18 protein-coding genes are annotated in these 15,074 nt (G+C 46.4%); 7 read left to right on the forward strand and 11 right to left on the reverse strand.

Going from position 1 to position 15,074, the window contains the following annotated elements:
- Positions 1-142, forward strand: a 142-nt coding sequence (locus ACE1CM_RS32385; RefSeq protein ID WP_374878787.1) for a hypothetical protein, incomplete at its 5' end; no start/stop codon positions are given.
- 392 nt (positions 143-534) lie between these two features.
- On the opposite strand, the gene ACE1CM_RS32390 is transcribed toward ACE1CM_RS32385, so the two are convergent.
- Complete coding sequence (locus ACE1CM_RS32390) at positions 535-1,569, reverse strand: hypothetical protein (RefSeq protein ID WP_374882992.1); 1,035 nt, start codon at positions 1,567-1,569, stop codon at positions 535-537.
- 177 nt (positions 1,570-1,746) lie between these two features.
- The gene (locus ACE1CM_RS32395) at positions 1,747-2,118 is read right to left on the reverse strand and encodes a hypothetical protein (protein WP_374882993.1); all 372 of its coding nucleotides are present in this window, start codon (positions 2,116-2,118) and stop codon (positions 1,747-1,749) included.
- A 520-nt stretch (positions 2,119-2,638) separates the two neighbouring features.
- Between ACE1CM_RS32395 and ACE1CM_RS32400 the strand changes: the two genes are divergently transcribed.
- Genes ACE1CM_RS32400 through ACE1CM_RS32410 form a run of 3 tightly spaced genes read left to right on the forward strand, consistent with a single transcriptional unit; the run spans position 2,639 to position 3,815 of the window.
- Positions 2,639-3,088: a helix-turn-helix domain-containing protein gene (locus tag ACE1CM_RS32400; RefSeq protein WP_374882994.1), complete on the forward strand. Its 450-nt coding sequence runs from the start codon at positions 2,639-2,641 to the stop codon at positions 3,086-3,088.
- Positions 3,089-3,114: 26 nt separating this feature from the next.
- A complete protein-coding gene (locus ACE1CM_RS32405) occupies positions 3,115-3,459 on the forward strand; it encodes a DUF433 domain-containing protein (protein WP_374882995.1) in 345 nt (114 codons plus the stop codon).
- Positions 3,456-3,815, forward strand: a complete 360-nt coding sequence (locus tag ACE1CM_RS32410; RefSeq protein WP_374882996.1) for a DUF5615 family PIN-like protein — start codon at positions 3,456-3,458, stop codon at positions 3,813-3,815. Before ACE1CM_RS32405 ends, ACE1CM_RS32410 begins: the two co-directional genes overlap by 4 nt.
- Before the next feature lie 8 nt (positions 3,816-3,823).
- Here ACE1CM_RS32410 and ACE1CM_RS32415 read toward each other — a convergent pair whose 3' ends face one another.
- The 3 genes from ACE1CM_RS32415 to ACE1CM_RS32425 form a co-directional block, all read right to left on the reverse strand.
- Positions 3,824-4,765 carry an alpha/beta fold hydrolase gene (locus ACE1CM_RS32415; RefSeq protein ID WP_374882997.1) on the reverse strand — a complete coding sequence of 314 codons (942 nt, stop codon included), beginning with the start codon at positions 4,763-4,765 and terminating at the stop codon, positions 3,824-3,826.
- Between the two features lie 37 nt (positions 4,766-4,802).
- Positions 4,803-5,288, reverse strand: a complete 486-nt coding sequence (locus tag ACE1CM_RS32420) for a DUF4112 domain-containing protein (protein WP_374882998.1) — start codon at positions 5,286-5,288, stop codon at positions 4,803-4,805.
- A gap of 216 nt (positions 5,289-5,504) precedes the next feature.
- A complete protein-coding gene (locus ACE1CM_RS32425) occupies positions 5,505-6,377 on the reverse strand; it encodes a YihY/virulence factor BrkB family protein (RefSeq protein WP_374882999.1) in 873 nt (290 codons plus the stop codon).
- 42 nt (positions 6,378-6,419) lie between these two features.
- Here ACE1CM_RS32425 and ACE1CM_RS32430 point away from each other — a divergent pair, with 42 nt between their 5' ends.
- On the forward strand, positions 6,420-7,043 hold the full coding sequence (locus ACE1CM_RS32430; RefSeq protein ID WP_374883000.1) for a hypothetical protein: 624 nt from the start codon (positions 6,420-6,422) through the stop codon (positions 7,041-7,043).
- Here ACE1CM_RS32430 and thrC read toward each other — a convergent pair.
- The gene (gene thrC / locus ACE1CM_RS32435; RefSeq protein ID WP_374883001.1) at positions 6,988-8,079 is read right to left on the reverse strand and encodes a threonine synthase; all 1,092 of its coding nucleotides are present in this window, start codon (positions 8,077-8,079) and stop codon (positions 6,988-6,990) included. The two genes, ACE1CM_RS32430 and thrC, sit on opposite strands and share 56 nt — an antisense overlap.
- A gap of 810 nt (positions 8,080-8,889) precedes the next feature.
- On the opposite strand from thrC, the gene ACE1CM_RS32440 reads away from it, so the two are divergent.
- Entirely contained in the window at positions 8,890-9,066 is a 177-nt protein-coding gene (locus tag ACE1CM_RS32440) for a hypothetical protein (RefSeq protein ID WP_226577893.1), read from the forward strand.
- Positions 9,067-9,801: 735 nt separating this feature from the next.
- A complete protein-coding gene (locus ACE1CM_RS32445; RefSeq protein ID WP_374883002.1) occupies positions 9,802-10,305 on the forward strand; it encodes a hypothetical protein in 504 nt (167 codons plus the stop codon).
- 46 nt (positions 10,306-10,351) lie between these two features.
- Here the strand turns inward: ACE1CM_RS32445 and ACE1CM_RS32450 are convergent, their stop codons facing one another.
- The 5 genes from ACE1CM_RS32450 to ACE1CM_RS32470 all read right to left on the reverse strand — a co-directional run.
- A complete protein-coding gene (locus ACE1CM_RS32450; RefSeq protein WP_374883003.1) occupies positions 10,352-11,593 on the reverse strand; it encodes a glycosyltransferase family 4 protein in 1,242 nt (413 codons plus the stop codon).
- 54 nt (positions 11,594-11,647) lie between these two features.
- Complete coding sequence (locus ACE1CM_RS32455; protein WP_374883004.1) at positions 11,648-12,607, reverse strand: GDP-mannose 4,6-dehydratase; 960 nt, start codon at positions 12,605-12,607, stop codon at positions 11,648-11,650.
- 107 nt (positions 12,608-12,714) lie between these two features.
- Positions 12,715-13,638 (reverse strand): glycosyltransferase family 2 protein, encoded by a 924-nt coding sequence (locus ACE1CM_RS32460; protein ID WP_374883005.1) that lies wholly within the window; start codon positions 13,636-13,638, stop codon positions 12,715-12,717.
- Between the two features lie 151 nt (positions 13,639-13,789).
- A complete protein-coding gene (locus ACE1CM_RS32465; RefSeq protein ID WP_374883006.1) occupies positions 13,790-14,773 on the reverse strand; it encodes a glycosyltransferase in 984 nt (327 codons plus the stop codon).
- 11 nt (positions 14,774-14,784) lie between these two features.
- The coding region (locus ACE1CM_RS32470) for a hypothetical protein (RefSeq protein WP_374883007.1) at positions 14,785-15,074 on the reverse strand (290 nt) is incomplete at its 5' end.

Consider the following 15,074-nt stretch of genomic DNA (forward strand, 5'->3'; position numbering starts at 1 on the left):
CGATTGTTGGGATGTGAAATTGAAGTTTTTTGATCCGGAAAATAGTCGGAGGGCGAAGAAGGTATTTCGGTTTACGATTGATGTTAGAGATCCGATGCCGGTTACTTTGGGTGAGGTGCGTTCTTGGTCGGTGCCGAAGTAGGGCAGGATTTAGGTTTTCGATCGCGTTATTAGATTCAACCACAGATCCCAGGCGTAGGGACACGGCACGATTAACGTTATTAGATTAACCGAGATATTTAGGTTGCCGTGTCCCTACAGATCCGATCGCCCCTAATATTATGTCCGGTTGATTACCCACGATCAAAAGCCGGGACACGGCATTATTAATGTTATCTGTTTGTCCGATAAATCTTTGATGCCGTGTCCCTACGCAACGACGGGGTGAGGTTTTTTGATTATGGGCAATTCAACGGACATGATATCAGAAAGAATTCGCAAACCCACAGTGCGATCGCTCATTATCATCCCGTAGGGGCAGGGCACGATTAACGTTATTAGATAAAGGTTGCCGTGCCCCAAAAGAGCGGGTAATTATGAATCAGAAAGAATTCGCAAACGCACAGTGCGATCGCCCATATCATCAAGGGGTACTTCTATTACCTCACCAGAGAGGCGTTCGATGCAAGTAATCAGCGATCGCAAGTTAGGCGTACTCGCCCCCGTATCCACATACAACCTATCTGCCAAACTGCCCAAACGCTTCCAAGTTGTATACAGTTTGGCGATACTTTGTTCCAACTGCGCGGCTTGTTTTACTAAGTCGGAAGCCGTATTTAAACAACCCAAACGCATCGCTTCCGATAGCGCCATTTCCACATCAACGGAAGATTGATTAATTGCTTGCACTTGCGCCGCCGCATCGAGATATTTAGCTAAATTGCGCGCATCTGTAGTTGCTTGTTTCAGAGTATCTACAGTCGGATTTGTTGCCACATCCACTTGCAAGGCGCTGACGTGAGAGTCGGGTAATTTTTCTAACTCTTTTACCAGGGGGGCGAGGTAGCGAGAGGGAATAGAACGATCTGCGGCTTTTTCTTTCACTTCATCGGGGATTAATTCGGAAGACATCGCCGTCCATTCATCCGTCAATTGCCTTACTTCCCGCCTGGTAATGCGATCGCCTTTTTGTGCCGCATCCGCTACCAATTGTTGAATTTCTGGAGAAGATTTAGCCGTTTCGACAAATGCGCGCTTGCTGAAATTTTTAATCGCCGTCGGATCTAAATGTCCCTCTTTCAACAAAGTATCGGCACTATTGGCGAGTTCGATTAAAGAATAAGCCTGACTTTTGCCAATTTCGCGGTTTTTCAGCCAATTAAGAAACCCCGTGCCTCTACCGTCGCCGGTTTTTTTCTCGCGATCGCGCACCGCGCGTAATATTTTCCCGCGCCAGATATCCGTTTGCAAGTCGAAGCGATCGCACACTAACCAAGCATTTTCTACCTGTTGCTGAAACAGATCGTCCGAAATTTGATCGTCTTCCGGATCGGGTAGTTGAAACGTAAGATCGCCTAGCCCTTCGAGGGCAGATGCAAAACCGTTGCCAGACTTGGGAGATTGAACCATAGCCGCAGGGGGAACAGTGAAACGCTACCAGTAGTATAGGGTATGCAATGTCCGCCCTATTTGTAGAGTTTGTGTAGATTCAGATTATCCCATGTTTTGGGGATGGGGGGAAGCGATCGCCAGCGCGACTACTCGCCCTTGCGATCGCATACATCGGTTTACTTAATAAGTAAAAGTTTATAATGGAATATTAGGCTTCCATTGGTTTCGGATAGCGCTTACCAACAGTCCTTCAGGGTTCCACACAGTTATTCCGCGACGGCGATTTTCCTTGACTACAGCGATCGCATCCCGAACCACTTTCACATCGGCATCTAAGATCAAGTCTTCTAACCAGGGATTCAGCTCGAACCCGGCAGTTTCTACCTCCTGTAAAATGTCTTCTTTTGCGGGGGTTGGTTGGTTATGCAGCAGGTTGCGATCGCTTTCAGCAAGCCGTATCAAGCGCTCCAGCACTTCTATGCCATACGCATCAGCAAGTTCTTTGGCAGCACGTATGTTGTCGATTGGCTGTGCAGAACCTTGTGTTTTCAGAGTTTGACGATTCATAATGGTGTTGATGTTTTATTAACTGCTTCCCGGTTCCCCTCTATGGTTGGAGTCGGGAGTTTTTGTTTGCCCGTGAGGGAATCACTCGACGACTGCAACGAAGTTTGGTAATCGGTTTGTTTTTTTACTGTAACCCTTACAGATTAAAGTGTCCAACCCCATTGGTATGCTGTTTTAGTACATGACAGTCTAGCTGCTTTACATCATGTCAGATATGTTTTTTGGCATCATTGCTGCTATGCTGTTAAATACCGAGCAAGTTAGTTATTTAACTATATGGCAGATATGTTGTTAAACAACATATCAGATAGGCCAAAAAGCTTAAATAAACTAGGAAAAAGCTATTGTACAGCTCAGAGTTAAGGAATACAATTAAGGAGGTCAATTAAAGCTAGTCAAGTAAAAGGGAACGCCACTGACAGCCTCAAACGCACAAAAAACTACATAAAAATTTACATTTATTTACAAAAAAAGTGGGTTAACGGGATAAATCAGTAAATTGCAAAAAAAGTAGAGTACTATGTCACAAAAAGCAAACCCTCGAAAGAAGCCAAAATCAGGCGACGCCAACAAATGGAAGCTTCCACAAGATCGTAAAAGGCTTAAAACAGCGATTTTTGTGCGTCCCTACCTAGATGACTACGGTTTGGATGTTTACGAATTTCGCGTACTAGCTCATATAGCGCGTAGAGCTTCCACCGACAGAGGTTGTTTTGAAAAGCAGAAAAACATAGCAGATTTCTGCGGCATAAACCAGCGAAAGGTAATGCAGGCGCTGAAAACTCTTTGTCAAGCAAATATCTTGAGTGTAGAAAGAACTGGGCGCAGCAACATTTACAGAATAAACGAAGCTAGTGAATGGGTACACCCAAGCCAACTAGAGAAGATTCGCCAAGGAACGAAACCAGACAAGGTTGCAACACCTTCAGAAGCGGTTCCTAATGAAAATTTACAGGATTGGATCAAATAATTTTTTACCACAGAGGATTGATAACAATGAAACTAGAAGATTATTTTGACTTTCTTAGCCCAGAAGATATTCGAGTTAAAGGAACTCGCATTGGCATCGAGCATATTCTTTACGAATACATTCATTGTGGCAAAGATCCTGAAGCAATAGCCCAGCAGTTTCACACTGTAACGCTGGCTCAAGTTTATGCCACAATTCTTTACTATCTAGAAAATCGGGAGACTGTCGGAAAATATGTAGGAGATTGGTTAGAATACTGCCTCAAAGCTGAAGCTGAATACGATCAAAATCCATCGCCTTTTGCAATCAAACTACGTCAATTGAAAGCAGAAAAAGCAGCAGAAAAAAGGGTTGAGCAACTCCAGGCATGACAATTAAGTATTTGATAGATGAAAATATGGCTCCTGCCTATCGGGAGCAGTTATTGAATCGTCAACCCGATTTAATTGTTTGGATAGTAGGAGATCCGGGAGTCCCGCCTAAAGGCACGCAAGATCCTGAAATATTGCTCTGGTGTGAGCAAAACAATTTTGTACTTGTTACTAATAACCGCCGTTCTATGCCCGTACATTTAGCAGATCATCTAGCCCAAAATCGTCACGTACCAGGAATTTTGGTACTTCGTTTTAAAGCAGAAATGGGGCGCGTAATTGATGAACTGGTTACTATTGCAGGGGCATCTTTTGAAAACGAATATAGAGACAGAATCGAGTATATTCCACTCTGATACGAACCTCATGCTAGCCCGACAACACCCGTATCCCGCAGAAACTCAATAATGGCTGCATTCAGCGCCTTTGGACTCTCCGCCGCAGCATCGTGTCCGCAATTCGAGATGATTTTTAACCTGGAACTGGGTAAGCATGCGTGCAATTTTTCGCCATTTTTAACGGAAAACCAATTATCTTGTTCCCCCCACAAAATCAACGTCGGAAAAGTTATTTTTGCTAAATTATTTTCCAGCTTACTAATAATGTTCCATTCATTTTTAAGCAACCGTTCAATTTGCTTTGCCGATTGTTGTAACTCTTCGGCAAATTTAGTAATTCCATTGGGAAATTCAAGATACGGGTAACTCGCCCAGTAAACTTCTTCAAACGTAATTTTATCCGGATTGGCTAAAACTTCACGCAACCCGATTGCTACGGATGTCCAAAATAAGGGTGCCAATAATTTTGCCATTCGCCAACTATCACAAATCCGAATTAAATCTAACGGAAAATCTGACAACAAACGCATCCCGCTATTCGGTAATTTTTCGGGAAAAATCGGTACGTTTATCGCAATTAAACTAGCGAATAGTTCTGGATATTTTGCTGCAACTCCCAGGGCTACCAATGCTCCCAAGGAGTGGGCAACAACGATAGCGGGTTCGTTGCATAAAGATTCAATTATGCGCTTTGTTTCAATAATTTGATGACCAATTTGTTCTGAATATTCGGGTTTATCAGAAAAACCGTGTCCTTTGGCATCAAAACAAATAACGCGGAAATGTTGCGACAGCGGGTCGATACAGTAACGCCAATTGTAACTCCAGCTACCGATGCCGTGCATTAAAAATAAAGGTTTTACCCTTCCTTTTTCGCCATAAGCAATTTGAACTGGATAGCCGCTGGCGTCGTTAATCGTTAAAGTTTGACGACCTTTGGGAAAGGTACTTTGCCACCAATCTTTCATGATTGCTAATTGCTAATTGGTAATTGGTAATTGGTTGTTAGGTTCCTGTGACAAGTTTGAACAGTTGGGTGAGGATGAAGACCCCGGTAAATGATATAGCGATCGCCACCAAAATTACTCCACCTAAAAGCAGATAGATAAACCAGGTGTCTGCTTTTTGACGATTGTAGGGGGAACGCATGTGCGCTTCCAGCAAAGCCATATTTTTGCTGTTAGCTTTCCAGGCGACATCGACAAAATCTCCCAACAGGGGTATCGTTCCTACGAGAGAGTCCAATAGAATATTCCAGACCATTCGCACCAAAGTTGGTCGCGGTGCGCCAAGCTGCGCGGCTTGCAGTACGATGTAAGCTGAAAGAATTGCTCCCAGGGTATCTCCTCCGCCTGGAAGCAATCCCAAAAGCGGATCGATACCAACGCGATAGTTTGTACCGGGAATCGCAACGGCATTATCGAGTACATCGGTCAATTGGCGCAGGCGTCTTAAAACAATGGCTTTGGATTCATCTGCGGGATTGGACATGCGGTTTATTTCTCGCTAATTGGCAACTAGATTAGTTTACGGGTTTGGGTTGAGGCTGTACATCTGTCAATCAGTAATAATTTGTCCTATGTCTTTAGTTTGGAATAATTGTAGGTTGGGTTGAGGTAATGAAATCCAACCTACTTCCTATTTAACGAACCGCAGAGGCGCAGAGAACGCAGAGAGAAGAGATAAGAGGAGATAGGTATCTTATTTTTAACGTTTCTTCCGCATGGATTCGCCGACGGTAACGTTCAACTGACCGCCGAATAACATTACTAAGGAACTTAAGTTTAGCCACAGCATTAAGACAATAAAGGTTCCTACGGCGCCGTAGGCGGCGTTGTAATTGCCGAAATTTGTGACGTAAAGCCGAAACAAACTCGATAAGATCGCCCAAGATATTGCTGCTAAAATCGCTCCTGGTAGAATCGGGCTTCCCTTCTGCCAGCGACTGGGGCCGTAGCGGTAAACAAAGGCGAAGGCAGAAGCGATGATAGCTAAACCGGCAGGCCAAGTCAAGATTTGCCAAAGTTTCAGCAGTTCCGATTGTAGATTACCACTTTGACTCGCTACCGCCTGGACGATTAGGTCGCTGATAAACATTAAAAAGGCAGCCACGATTAATAGTAAAATTGTGCCAATCGTCAGGCCAATCGAAACTAACTTGGCTTTCCAAAAAGGTCGCCGCTGTTGCAGGGGGATTTGATGAATTTCATCCAGGGCGGCCATTGCTGCACTCTGCGCCCCCGATGCCGTCCACAGGGCTACTATAAAGCTGAGGGAAAATAATCCTTGGTTTTGGCTTTTGCTGACGGTTTGGACAAAACCTTGAATTAAGAATAGCGCTTCGTGGGGAGCAACCTGACTGACTTGATAGGCAATGTCTCTTACAGTAAATCGTAACGAGGCAAACAATCCAATTGCGGTCAGGAGCGCCAAAATTGTCGGAAATAACGATAACATGGCGTTGTATGCCATCTCAGCAGCCAGACCTGGTAACCGCTGTTCGCCCGCCCGTTGGAAGGCTAGCTTCAGCGTTGCCCAGTTGAGGTGGCGAAAGAAACGGATAAAACGGGGAAATCGCATAGTTTTATTTACGACTAAACTTATCAACTAAAAACCACACAGATGAGTTACGACATCCAGCAGTGGATACTTGAAATTAAGTCGCTGCAACAACAATTAGCAGATATGCAGCGCGATCGCGACGCCGCGCTTGACAGTGCAGCCAACTGGCGTCAACTCTACAATACTGAAGCGCAGCAGCGTCGCGACGAAGCTGTGCGAAATCAGCAAACGATAGAATCCCTAAAAGCCGAAATCCAGCAACTGCAAGCGGAAGTCGCTGGAGTCGAGAGGTTATCCTCACCAGGTGCGATTTCCGCCTCTGTGGAACAGATAGAGAATGTTCAAGAATTACAAGCTAAATTAATAGAAGTTTTAATAGAACGCGATCGCCTCGCCCAATCTTTAAAAGACGAACGTCTCGCCCACGATCAAACGCGGGAAAAATTAACCACCGCGTTGGGGGATGCGGTGGATGTCCTCACAAGCGTTCAGCGGCGCGGTCATGCCCAGACTGAGGAGGAGTCCATCGAGCAGAATCCTCCTGCCTCTAAGACGCTTCCAGATGCCAGTCAACCCGTTCCTGGGTTAGCCAACACCCCCAAACCCGTTGCCGATTTACCCGCCTTCGTTAAAACCCCATCGCTGAAGCTACCGCCGACAAGACCGGCAAGACCCCGGTTTTAAACTGATTTTGGCAGTGTTTAATCGCCGTATCTGGGTCTTTCAGTCCATTTCCGGTGAGGACGCAAACGACTGTCGCCCCCGTGGGAACTTGGTCTTTGACTTTTAACAACCCTGCCACGGAAGCAGCAGAAGCAGGTTCGCAGAAAATGCCTTCAGAGGATGCCAGCAGGCGATAAGCGTCTAAAATTTCTTCATCGGTAACGGCATTAAACGCGCCCTGACTCGCTTCTTGGGCGGCTACTGCTTTTTCCCAACTCGCCGGGTTACCGATGCGAATTGCCGTTGCCAGGGTTTCCGGGTGCGCGACTGGGGTTCCGGTGACCAAGGGAGACGCCCCCGCTGCTTGAAATCCCATCATTCGCGGCAAGCGATCGCATTTTCCCGCTTGATGGTATTGACAAAACCCCATCCAATATGCTGTGATATTTCCGGCATTACCCACGGGGATGCACAGCCAGTCCGGGGCGTTGCCTAAAGCATCTACCACTTCAAATGCCCCGGTTTTTTGGCCTTCGAGTCGATAGGGATTGACTGAATTGACCAGGGTGATGGGATAGCTTTCTGCCATTTCGCGGACGATTTCCAGCGCTTGGTCGAAATTTCCCTTAATTGCCAGGACTTCTGCCCCGTAAAGTAAAGCTTGGGCTAGTTTACCCAAGGCTACGTAGCCATCGGGAATTAAGACAAACGCCCGCATACCGCCGCGTCGCGCATAGGCAGCTGCGGAAGCGGAAGTATTGCCAGTACTGGCGCAGATGACTGCTTTTGCCCCTGCTTCCTTAGCTTTGGAAATTGCCATCGTCATCCCCCGGTCTTTGAAGCTGCCGGTGGGGTTAAGACCGTCGAATTTGGCGAAAACGCGCACGGATCTGCCGATAATAGAGGCGATCGCCGGAACCGGAATCAGGGGGGTATTGCCTTCCAGGAGCGTTACAACGGGCGTATTGGGCGTCACCGGCAGATAAGACCGATATGCCTCAATTAGTCCAGGCCAAGCTTGTAGCTTTGAGTCAGCAGGGGACAAACTAACAGTCACAGATTAAATAAGAGGGTTAAAAAATTATGTGGATATAGCTACAAGTTTGACAGACAATGATGTCACTTGTCTAACCAAAAATTTTTTAAGCTGTTATCCCTACTCAACGTACTACCACGCCCTGTATTCCCGCGCTAACGCGCTGCTTCCCTAACGACAAAAGAGCGTTGGGAAATGCTTTTGACAATTGACTCTAACTGGATTACCTCATTACTAGGGCTGCTGTTTGGACATACAGCAGAGGCTGGGAGATGATTGAGCTATGTTTAACCTCAGAGGTAGCGTGTCAGTCCGGGCTTTTCACCTGTCTCTAATAAATCATCGGCTCTTGAGTTTACCGATAGCTTACTTGATTTTCCCATCCTTTTCTAGGTTAGGACTGACGCAAAGAAACTCAGGGCGATCCGAAAAATCCTTGGGCAAGGCAACCAGAGATTGACTTTTCACCTTTGTTGCTGGTCTCGTCTTGCGTAAGTCCTGTAGGTATGTGCCCTAACGATGCAGAAGTCAACTGGAGCATTTCGGCTTTATGGGTTTCACATTCATGGTATGCAAAGACAAGCGGAACTCTTGAAGACAAGGAAAACAGCCAGAATTTGACTGCCTCACCCATGCCAGGTGTCCGATGCCTATATACAGTCACTGGGAAAATTGATCTGGGTAACTTAATCCAGCTTTATATTCAAGGTACAATTACCAGGTGGTGTAACTAGAAAGTAATGACCAGACGCAGATTGCCCTGCAATCGTTGCTCTAAGTCTCTCTAGTGTCTTTGTGTCCAGTTATTGTCCTCCAAAGGAGTGAAACTCTATGTCAGTGGCATCAACTAATCAAACACGCCTAACGGAGTCGATGAAAAACCTTTACCAGGCAGATCAGCAAGTCAAATTCTTACACCTGCAAGCCGAAGTTGAAACCCTCCTAGTCCAGCTACAAGCGCTGAAACAGCAGCGTTTGACCGCCGCTGGAGTGCGAGAAGATAACTAAAACCAAGTTAACTAAAAACGCTTTGAAGTCCCCTACCATGCCTGTACCCATACCCTAAATCAACCCGAAGGGTAGGGTCAGTGCAGGGTACCCCACCCCTTGCCAAAGAGCTTGACTAAATAACCAAATAATTTACTAAAGTTACTCACCTATTTATTGATGGCGATAGTCTTGACTAGGTTGGAATTTTCTGCTAGGTTTCTCAAAATGCCGAAAACCAAGGCTTAAAATTATTTGGTTTGTAAACCACAGGCGCTGCAAAACTAACCAGCCTATAAAAAAATCGAACGTTTGATTTGATCGCGATTCCTAAATTAATACAAAAAAAAGGTTGAAACCAGCCTTCTATGCAAAATTGTGGAGCCAGGAAAGAGATATTGGTAGAAACCCGGTTTGTTCAGAAACCGGGTTTCTGTGCCAAATTGTGGCGCTAGGGGTTTCTGGTATCGTCAAACCCGCCCCTACGGATCTGAAAATAGGGTCAGCTCACCCGAATTTATGTTTGGGGACCATCCCAGCTGACTTCCTTGGTGGAAGCTCTCAGCAGACCCTCTAGAAATTACTTCTAGTTGAATGGTGAAGCTTAGATAAGTTTAGCAAAGTTTTGTATAGCATCGTAACAAAAGTTAGCGCGCTTTGGCGGGCGCGACCATTGGGGGTATGCCTACAATCGATAGGTAGATCCTTTGGTCTAGCAACTTCAGTTTTGAAGTTTTCTCAAAAATAAAGATTGGGATGAAACAGCTATCTAAGCGCTCGCTATCGACCGCACCCGACAGTCAACTCAGTTACTCTGGCACTTACACCTGTCCCGTCTGTCGTCACGGCGAAATCTCGGCAATGACCCTGACAGAAGCGTTTGCGTGTAACTTTTGCCACCATATTTTCACCGCCAACCTGCAAAAGCAGTTGATTCAGGTGGCAGATAGTTCTCAACCCATGACTTGGCGATGGACTGGACGCACCTGGAAGCCAACGCATCAGCGCGATACGGAACTCACGTTTATACTGTGGTTGGTAGCGATCGCTTTAATCGCCCTCCCTCCTTTTTTAGTTTGGCTTTCTGCCCACACCTTCCCACCTGAACCAGGTAGCACCGCCTCTTGGATTCCCCTGGTTTGGATCGGGTTAACTTTCCTATTCCACCTCGTTTTAGTCGGGTGGCTAATTGCAGAAGTTTATCAATTCCCTATTTATGCGGTTGTAAAAGTCAAGCTGCGGCAATGGCTGAGACAATAGAATTTGAGATTTGAGATTTGAGATTTTATTTAAACCTTCTGAAATCTCAAATCTCAGATCTGCAATTTAGCAATACCTGTTCGTAGCGTTGACCAATTCGTTCCCAGGTGTATTCTGTTTCTACGAGCGATCGCCCGTTACGAGACAACTCGTCGCGCAGTTGGGGATTTTCCCATAACCGACTGATGGCTTCTACATATTCTTCCACGCGATTGGCACGTAAAGCACGCAAAGGTACGCCATCCCCATCTACTGATAGTCCTTCTAAACCGCGATCGCTCGATACCACTGGCGTCCCAGCTGCCATTGCTTCTAAGGTTTTGTTCTTAATTCCATAACCAACCCGCAGGGGAATCACGCAAACGCTGCTATTATGCAGGTATTCTGCCATTGAAGGAACGCGACCCGTAACCATGACGCCTGGGAGTTCCGCGAGTGCCAATACCTCCGCCGCAGGACGGGTACCGACTATAGTGAACGTGGCATCGGGGTAGCGCTTTTGCAGTTCGGGCAAAACTTCTAAGCTAAAAAAGCGCACAGCATCGATGTTGTGCGAGGCGTCCATGGCGCCGACAAATACCAAATTGTATCCACATGGATCTTTGGGACGATAGGGAAACAACTCCAAATCTACCCCGTTGGGAATGACTTCGATCTGGGCATCCGGACGGAATTTGAGGAATTGCTGGCGGTCATCATCGGTGGTGACGACAATACTGGAGAACTTGGTGCAGTAGCGTTTTTCGTAGCGCTCTAATAGTAAGGTGAGATAGACGCGATCGCGCAGAGCATTTGGCGATGCTTTCATTTCCAAATGGTTGCGAGTCCAACCATAAACCGAACTATGGACGTTAACCACTGTCGCCACCGATTGGCGAAATTCAGGTCTGATGTAAATTTCATTCACGCTATGTTCGCAGGTGATGGCGTCACACTTTCCCTCCTGGACATAGGCATCCACCCAAGCCTGAATTTCCGGTGAATAACGATACAATACGTTGGGCGGCGTTGCCTTAATCGCTGACTCGGTAAAGCGTCCCACCTTACCCAACAAACTGGCAACGCCGCTAGTGGGTTTGGGTTCTGGCGGTAACGGAAAAATCACCAGGTTGCTGACCCAGTTTTGCAGTTCTTTGACTTCGGCATCTGAGACTCCCCCTTGGTCTTGAGTCACGAGGGTGACTTCATGACCCTGCTGCAAGTATTTCAGCAAATTAAAGGTTCTGATCTCAGTTCCTCCGCGACTCGGCGGATAGGGAAACGTAGAGGAGAGCATCAGAATATTCATACAACAAATTGTGGTCGTTGGTAATTTTAACAGCTAACAATTTCCGCGATTTAACTAGGATCTAACTTTCCTCGCTTCTACCATCATTCGCACGACCTCTTTCATTTTATACTGCGCTTGCCATCCCAACTTTTCTTTTGCTTTAGCAGGGTTTCCCCGACTAATTGCCAAATCCGTAGGTCGCAACAAGCTGGCATCGGTTACTACATGCTCTTGCCAGTTTAAACCGAGGCAGGCAAAAGTTTCGGCGACGAAATCTTCTAATTTGCAACTTTCCCCGGTGGCGATCGCATAATCATCTGGGTATGGCTGCTGTAACATTAAATACATCGCTTCCACATATTCCGGTGCCCAGCCCCAATCGCGCTCAATTGAAACATTGCCCAGATATAGCTTTTCTTCACTACCAGCGGCGATGCGACAAGCGGCGGCGACTATTTTTTGGGTGACGAACCTTTCGGGTCTTAAGGTCGATTCGTGGTTAAAAAGAATACCAGAACAAGCAAACAACCCGTAAGCTTCGCGGTAGTTGGCGACTTCCCAAAACGCCGCTGCTTTAGCGACAGCATAGGGACTTCTGGGGCGAAATGGGGTAGTTTCGTCGGCGGCGTTATCGCCGATATCGCCGAAGCATTCGCTCGATCCGGCGTTGTAAAATTTGATTGGTTTGTCGGTAAAGCGAATTGCTTCTAGAAGGTTTAAAGTGCCTACGGTGATACTTTCAAGAGTTTCTACAGGTTGTTCAAAGGAAAGTCCTACGGAACTTTGTCCAGCGAGGTTATAAATTTCATCGGGTTCGACTTTCTTGAGGACTTGCAGGACGCTGCGAAAGTCGGTGAGGACAACCGATTCTAATTTTAAGCGCTCGCGGATGCCCAAACGCACTAAATTCCCGAACGAGGACATTTGTGCATCCCGCGAACTACCGCAGACATCATAACCTTGATTCAGGAGTAACTGCGCCAGATAAGCTCCATCTTGTCCTGATACGCCGCAAATTAGTGCTTTTTTCATCTGCTTTGGTAATTGGTAATTGGTAATTGGTAATTGCATATTGTAGATTGCATATTTTAGATTTGATTAGCCAATCTGAAATCTAAAATTTGAAATTGGCAATTCTTTTATTTTTCTGATTTTTCTGGGAGGAGCATCGCTTTAATTGTTGCACTTAAATAACCGATCTGACAATAGCTATAGACTAAATTGTCAAAGCGTAAAGCCGGATCGCCGATATATTTTAAGGATTTGTATAACCCTCGGATTAATCGATCGCCGCCGCTGACTAATTGTTTCACACCTGTTCTACCAGCGATGCGATCGCGGTAACATTCGCTAATACCTTGCCACCAACCTCTATTCAAAAACCAAGACTGTTCCATTCTTTCGGGGGCGACATTGTGGGCTACAATTGCATCGGGAAGATAGGCGACTTGCCAACCATTTTGCAGTGCTAATTCTGTCATGTACAATTCTTCATTAGAAAGCAAAGATTTGCCAATCCGTCCCAAGTTTGGATCGAACCCGCCAATTTGTGCTAAAAATTTTCGCCGTATGGAATAATTTAAACCTCTAGGAGTTAAACCGGGTTGGTTGATATAAACAACAGTATCCCCCAAATTGTAGAGTCCCAAATTCGCCGACAATCCATCGGATAACCAAGCGGGAGGGGTTTTGCCATCTGGCCATAAAAGAGTAACTTTACCACCAGCAATGGCGAGTTTTTCGTTAGTTTCATAAGCTTGATAAAGCGCGCTCAGCCAACCGGTACTAGCAACGGCATCATCGTCAAGATAGGCGATAATTTCGGCATTGGTAGCCTTAGCGCCGGTATTGCGCGCGGTGGATAGTCCCAGGACGGATTCGTAGATGTATTTAACTTGGGGGCGCGCGGCGACGATTTCGCGGGTGCGATCAAAAGAAGCATTATCCACCACGATTACTTCATAATCGGGAAAATCCTGCACGAGTAAGCTATCAATCGCAGCACCTAGATATTGCTCTCGATTGTGGGTACAGATAATGGCACAAATTCGATGGTTTGACATAAACAGATGTTCTAGTAATCGATCTTCAACGCTAGTCTTTAGACGCGCAAACTGTCAACTGATTTGAGATTTTAGATTTTATATTTTAGATTTATTTTGCCTAAAAACGGCTTTGAAAATCTGCAATCTGCCATCTTAAATCTAAAATTCCCTATTGTAGCCATTCGATTGTCCTTGCTTGTTCGGGAAGTTTGGCTTCTCGCTGTCCCGCCGAGCGATTGATGGCACAATAGAGGTTAATCGGACTGGCGATCGCATCTAGCCAGGGAGCTTTTCCGGCGATCGCTTTCGCCCCCGCGACGGGCAGTTCTTTTACCAACCAGCGACTCAAGCGATAAACGCTTTCTTTCCAGGTGAAGTCTCGCATCAATTCCACCCCGTAAAGTTCGTGCAGGTAGCGGTTAGAACGCCCGTAGCGTCGCCACTGGCTTTTCAATTCTGCTATGGTAGCGCGGTGACGGTGCTGCACAAGTGCCATTTCGGCAAAATAAAGTTTCCAAGACGTTTCTCGTCCAATTCGCCAGCACATGTCCGCATCGCCGCCTGTCGTCATGTAGGGACGGAATAATCCGATCTCTTCAAACACTTGGCGTCTGATGCCCAAATTAGCAGTTTGACCATAAGGGCAAAAAGGATGGGCTAAAGTATCTTTTTGAGTAAGAATACTCTGGCGTTCGGCGTATTTTTCTAGTAAGGTTACCCCCGGTAAAGCGGTAATTTCACCCACCACTAAACCGATGGCAGGATCGGCAAAGGGTTGTACGAGGTGCGAGATCCACTGGGGTAGGGGGCGACAGTCGGCGTCGGTGAAGGCGAGAATTTCGGCCGTAGATGCTCTAATACCCTTATTTCTGGCAGCGTAGGAGCTTTGGATTTTATTTTCCGTTAGGTGGCGAATCGTCAGTCCTTGGGACTCGGCTTCCTTTTGGGCAGCTTGGAGGATACTGGGAGTGCGATCGCTGCTGTTATTATCCACCAGCAAATACTCTACCCTGGAAGCTGGGTAAGTCTGCGCCTTGAGGCATTCAATTAATCCCGGCAAGTCCGTCTCGCCGTTATAAATGGGGACGATTGCTGAAACTTGAGGTAAATAGGTTTGCTGATTCCAGCTATCTGCTACTTGAGTTTGAGTCATATTGCCGAGGTTTAAGCGCAGCCATCTAAAGCCATGTTATTACTGCTACCAGCAGGTTGGCGAGGAGAAAAACTCAGGACTGACGCAAACACCAAAGTTTCTAGGAAAAATCGTCGCTTTGGAAGGGGAGATCGCAGCAAGAAACTTTGGTGATAGGAACGGGGTAGGGACACCCCAGGAGAAAACTTTGAGTTAACGACCAAATTTACTGATGCCGTGTCACAATGTGATGTCGTATCAACAGGGGGTAGGGACACCCCAGGAGAAAACTTTGAGTTAACGACCAAATTTACTGATGCCG

It is taken from the genome of Microseira sp. BLCC-F43 (assembly GCF_041929235.1).
Classification (GTDB): Bacteria; Cyanobacteriota; Cyanobacteriia; order Cyanobacteriales; family Aerosakkonemataceae; genus Microseira.

Bases quoted from the DNA above. Each gene is read 5' to 3' on its own strand.
- ACE1CM_RS32390 (WP_374882992.1), bottom strand. From the start codon at position 1,569: ATGGTTCAATCTCCCAAGTCTGGCAACGGTTTTGCATCTGCCCTCGAA.
- ACE1CM_RS32395 (WP_374882993.1), bottom strand. From the start codon at position 2,118: ATGAATCGTCAAACTCTGAAAACACAAGGTTCTGCACAGCCAATCGAC.
- ACE1CM_RS32400 (WP_374882994.1), top strand. From the start codon at position 2,639: ATGTCACAAAAAGCAAACCCTCGAAAGAAGCCAAAATCAGGCGACGCC.
- ACE1CM_RS32405 (WP_374882995.1), top strand. From the start codon at position 3,115: ATGAAACTAGAAGATTATTTTGACTTTCTTAGCCCAGAAGATATTCGA.
- ACE1CM_RS32410 (WP_374882996.1), top strand. From the start codon at position 3,456: ATGACAATTAAGTATTTGATAGATGAAAATATGGCTCCTGCCTATCGG.
- ACE1CM_RS32415 (WP_374882997.1), bottom strand. From the start codon at position 4,765: ATGAAAGATTGGTGGCAAAGTACCTTTCCCAAAGGTCGTCAAACTTTA.
- ACE1CM_RS32420 (WP_374882998.1), bottom strand. From the start codon at position 5,288: ATGTCCAATCCCGCAGATGAATCCAAAGCCATTGTTTTAAGACGCCTG.
- ACE1CM_RS32425 (WP_374882999.1), bottom strand. From the start codon at position 6,377: ATGCGATTTCCCCGTTTTATCCGTTTCTTTCGCCACCTCAACTGGGCA.
- ACE1CM_RS32430 (WP_374883000.1), top strand. From the start codon at position 6,420: ATGAGTTACGACATCCAGCAGTGGATACTTGAAATTAAGTCGCTGCAA.
- ACE1CM_RS32440 (WP_226577893.1), top strand. From the start codon at position 8,890: ATGTCAGTGGCATCAACTAATCAAACACGCCTAACGGAGTCGATGAAA.
- ACE1CM_RS32445 (WP_374883002.1), top strand. From the start codon at position 9,802: ATGAAACAGCTATCTAAGCGCTCGCTATCGACCGCACCCGACAGTCAA.
- ACE1CM_RS32450 (WP_374883003.1), bottom strand. From the start codon at position 11,593: ATGAATATTCTGATGCTCTCCTCTACGTTTCCCTATCCGCCGAGTCGC.
- ACE1CM_RS32455 (WP_374883004.1), bottom strand. From the start codon at position 12,607: ATGAAAAAAGCACTAATTTGCGGCGTATCAGGACAAGATGGAGCTTAT.
- ACE1CM_RS32460 (WP_374883005.1), bottom strand. From the start codon at position 13,638: ATGTCAAACCATCGAATTTGTGCCATTATCTGTACCCACAATCGAGAG.
- ACE1CM_RS32465 (WP_374883006.1), bottom strand. From the start codon at position 14,773: ATGACTCAAACTCAAGTAGCAGATAGCTGGAATCAGCAAACCTATTTA.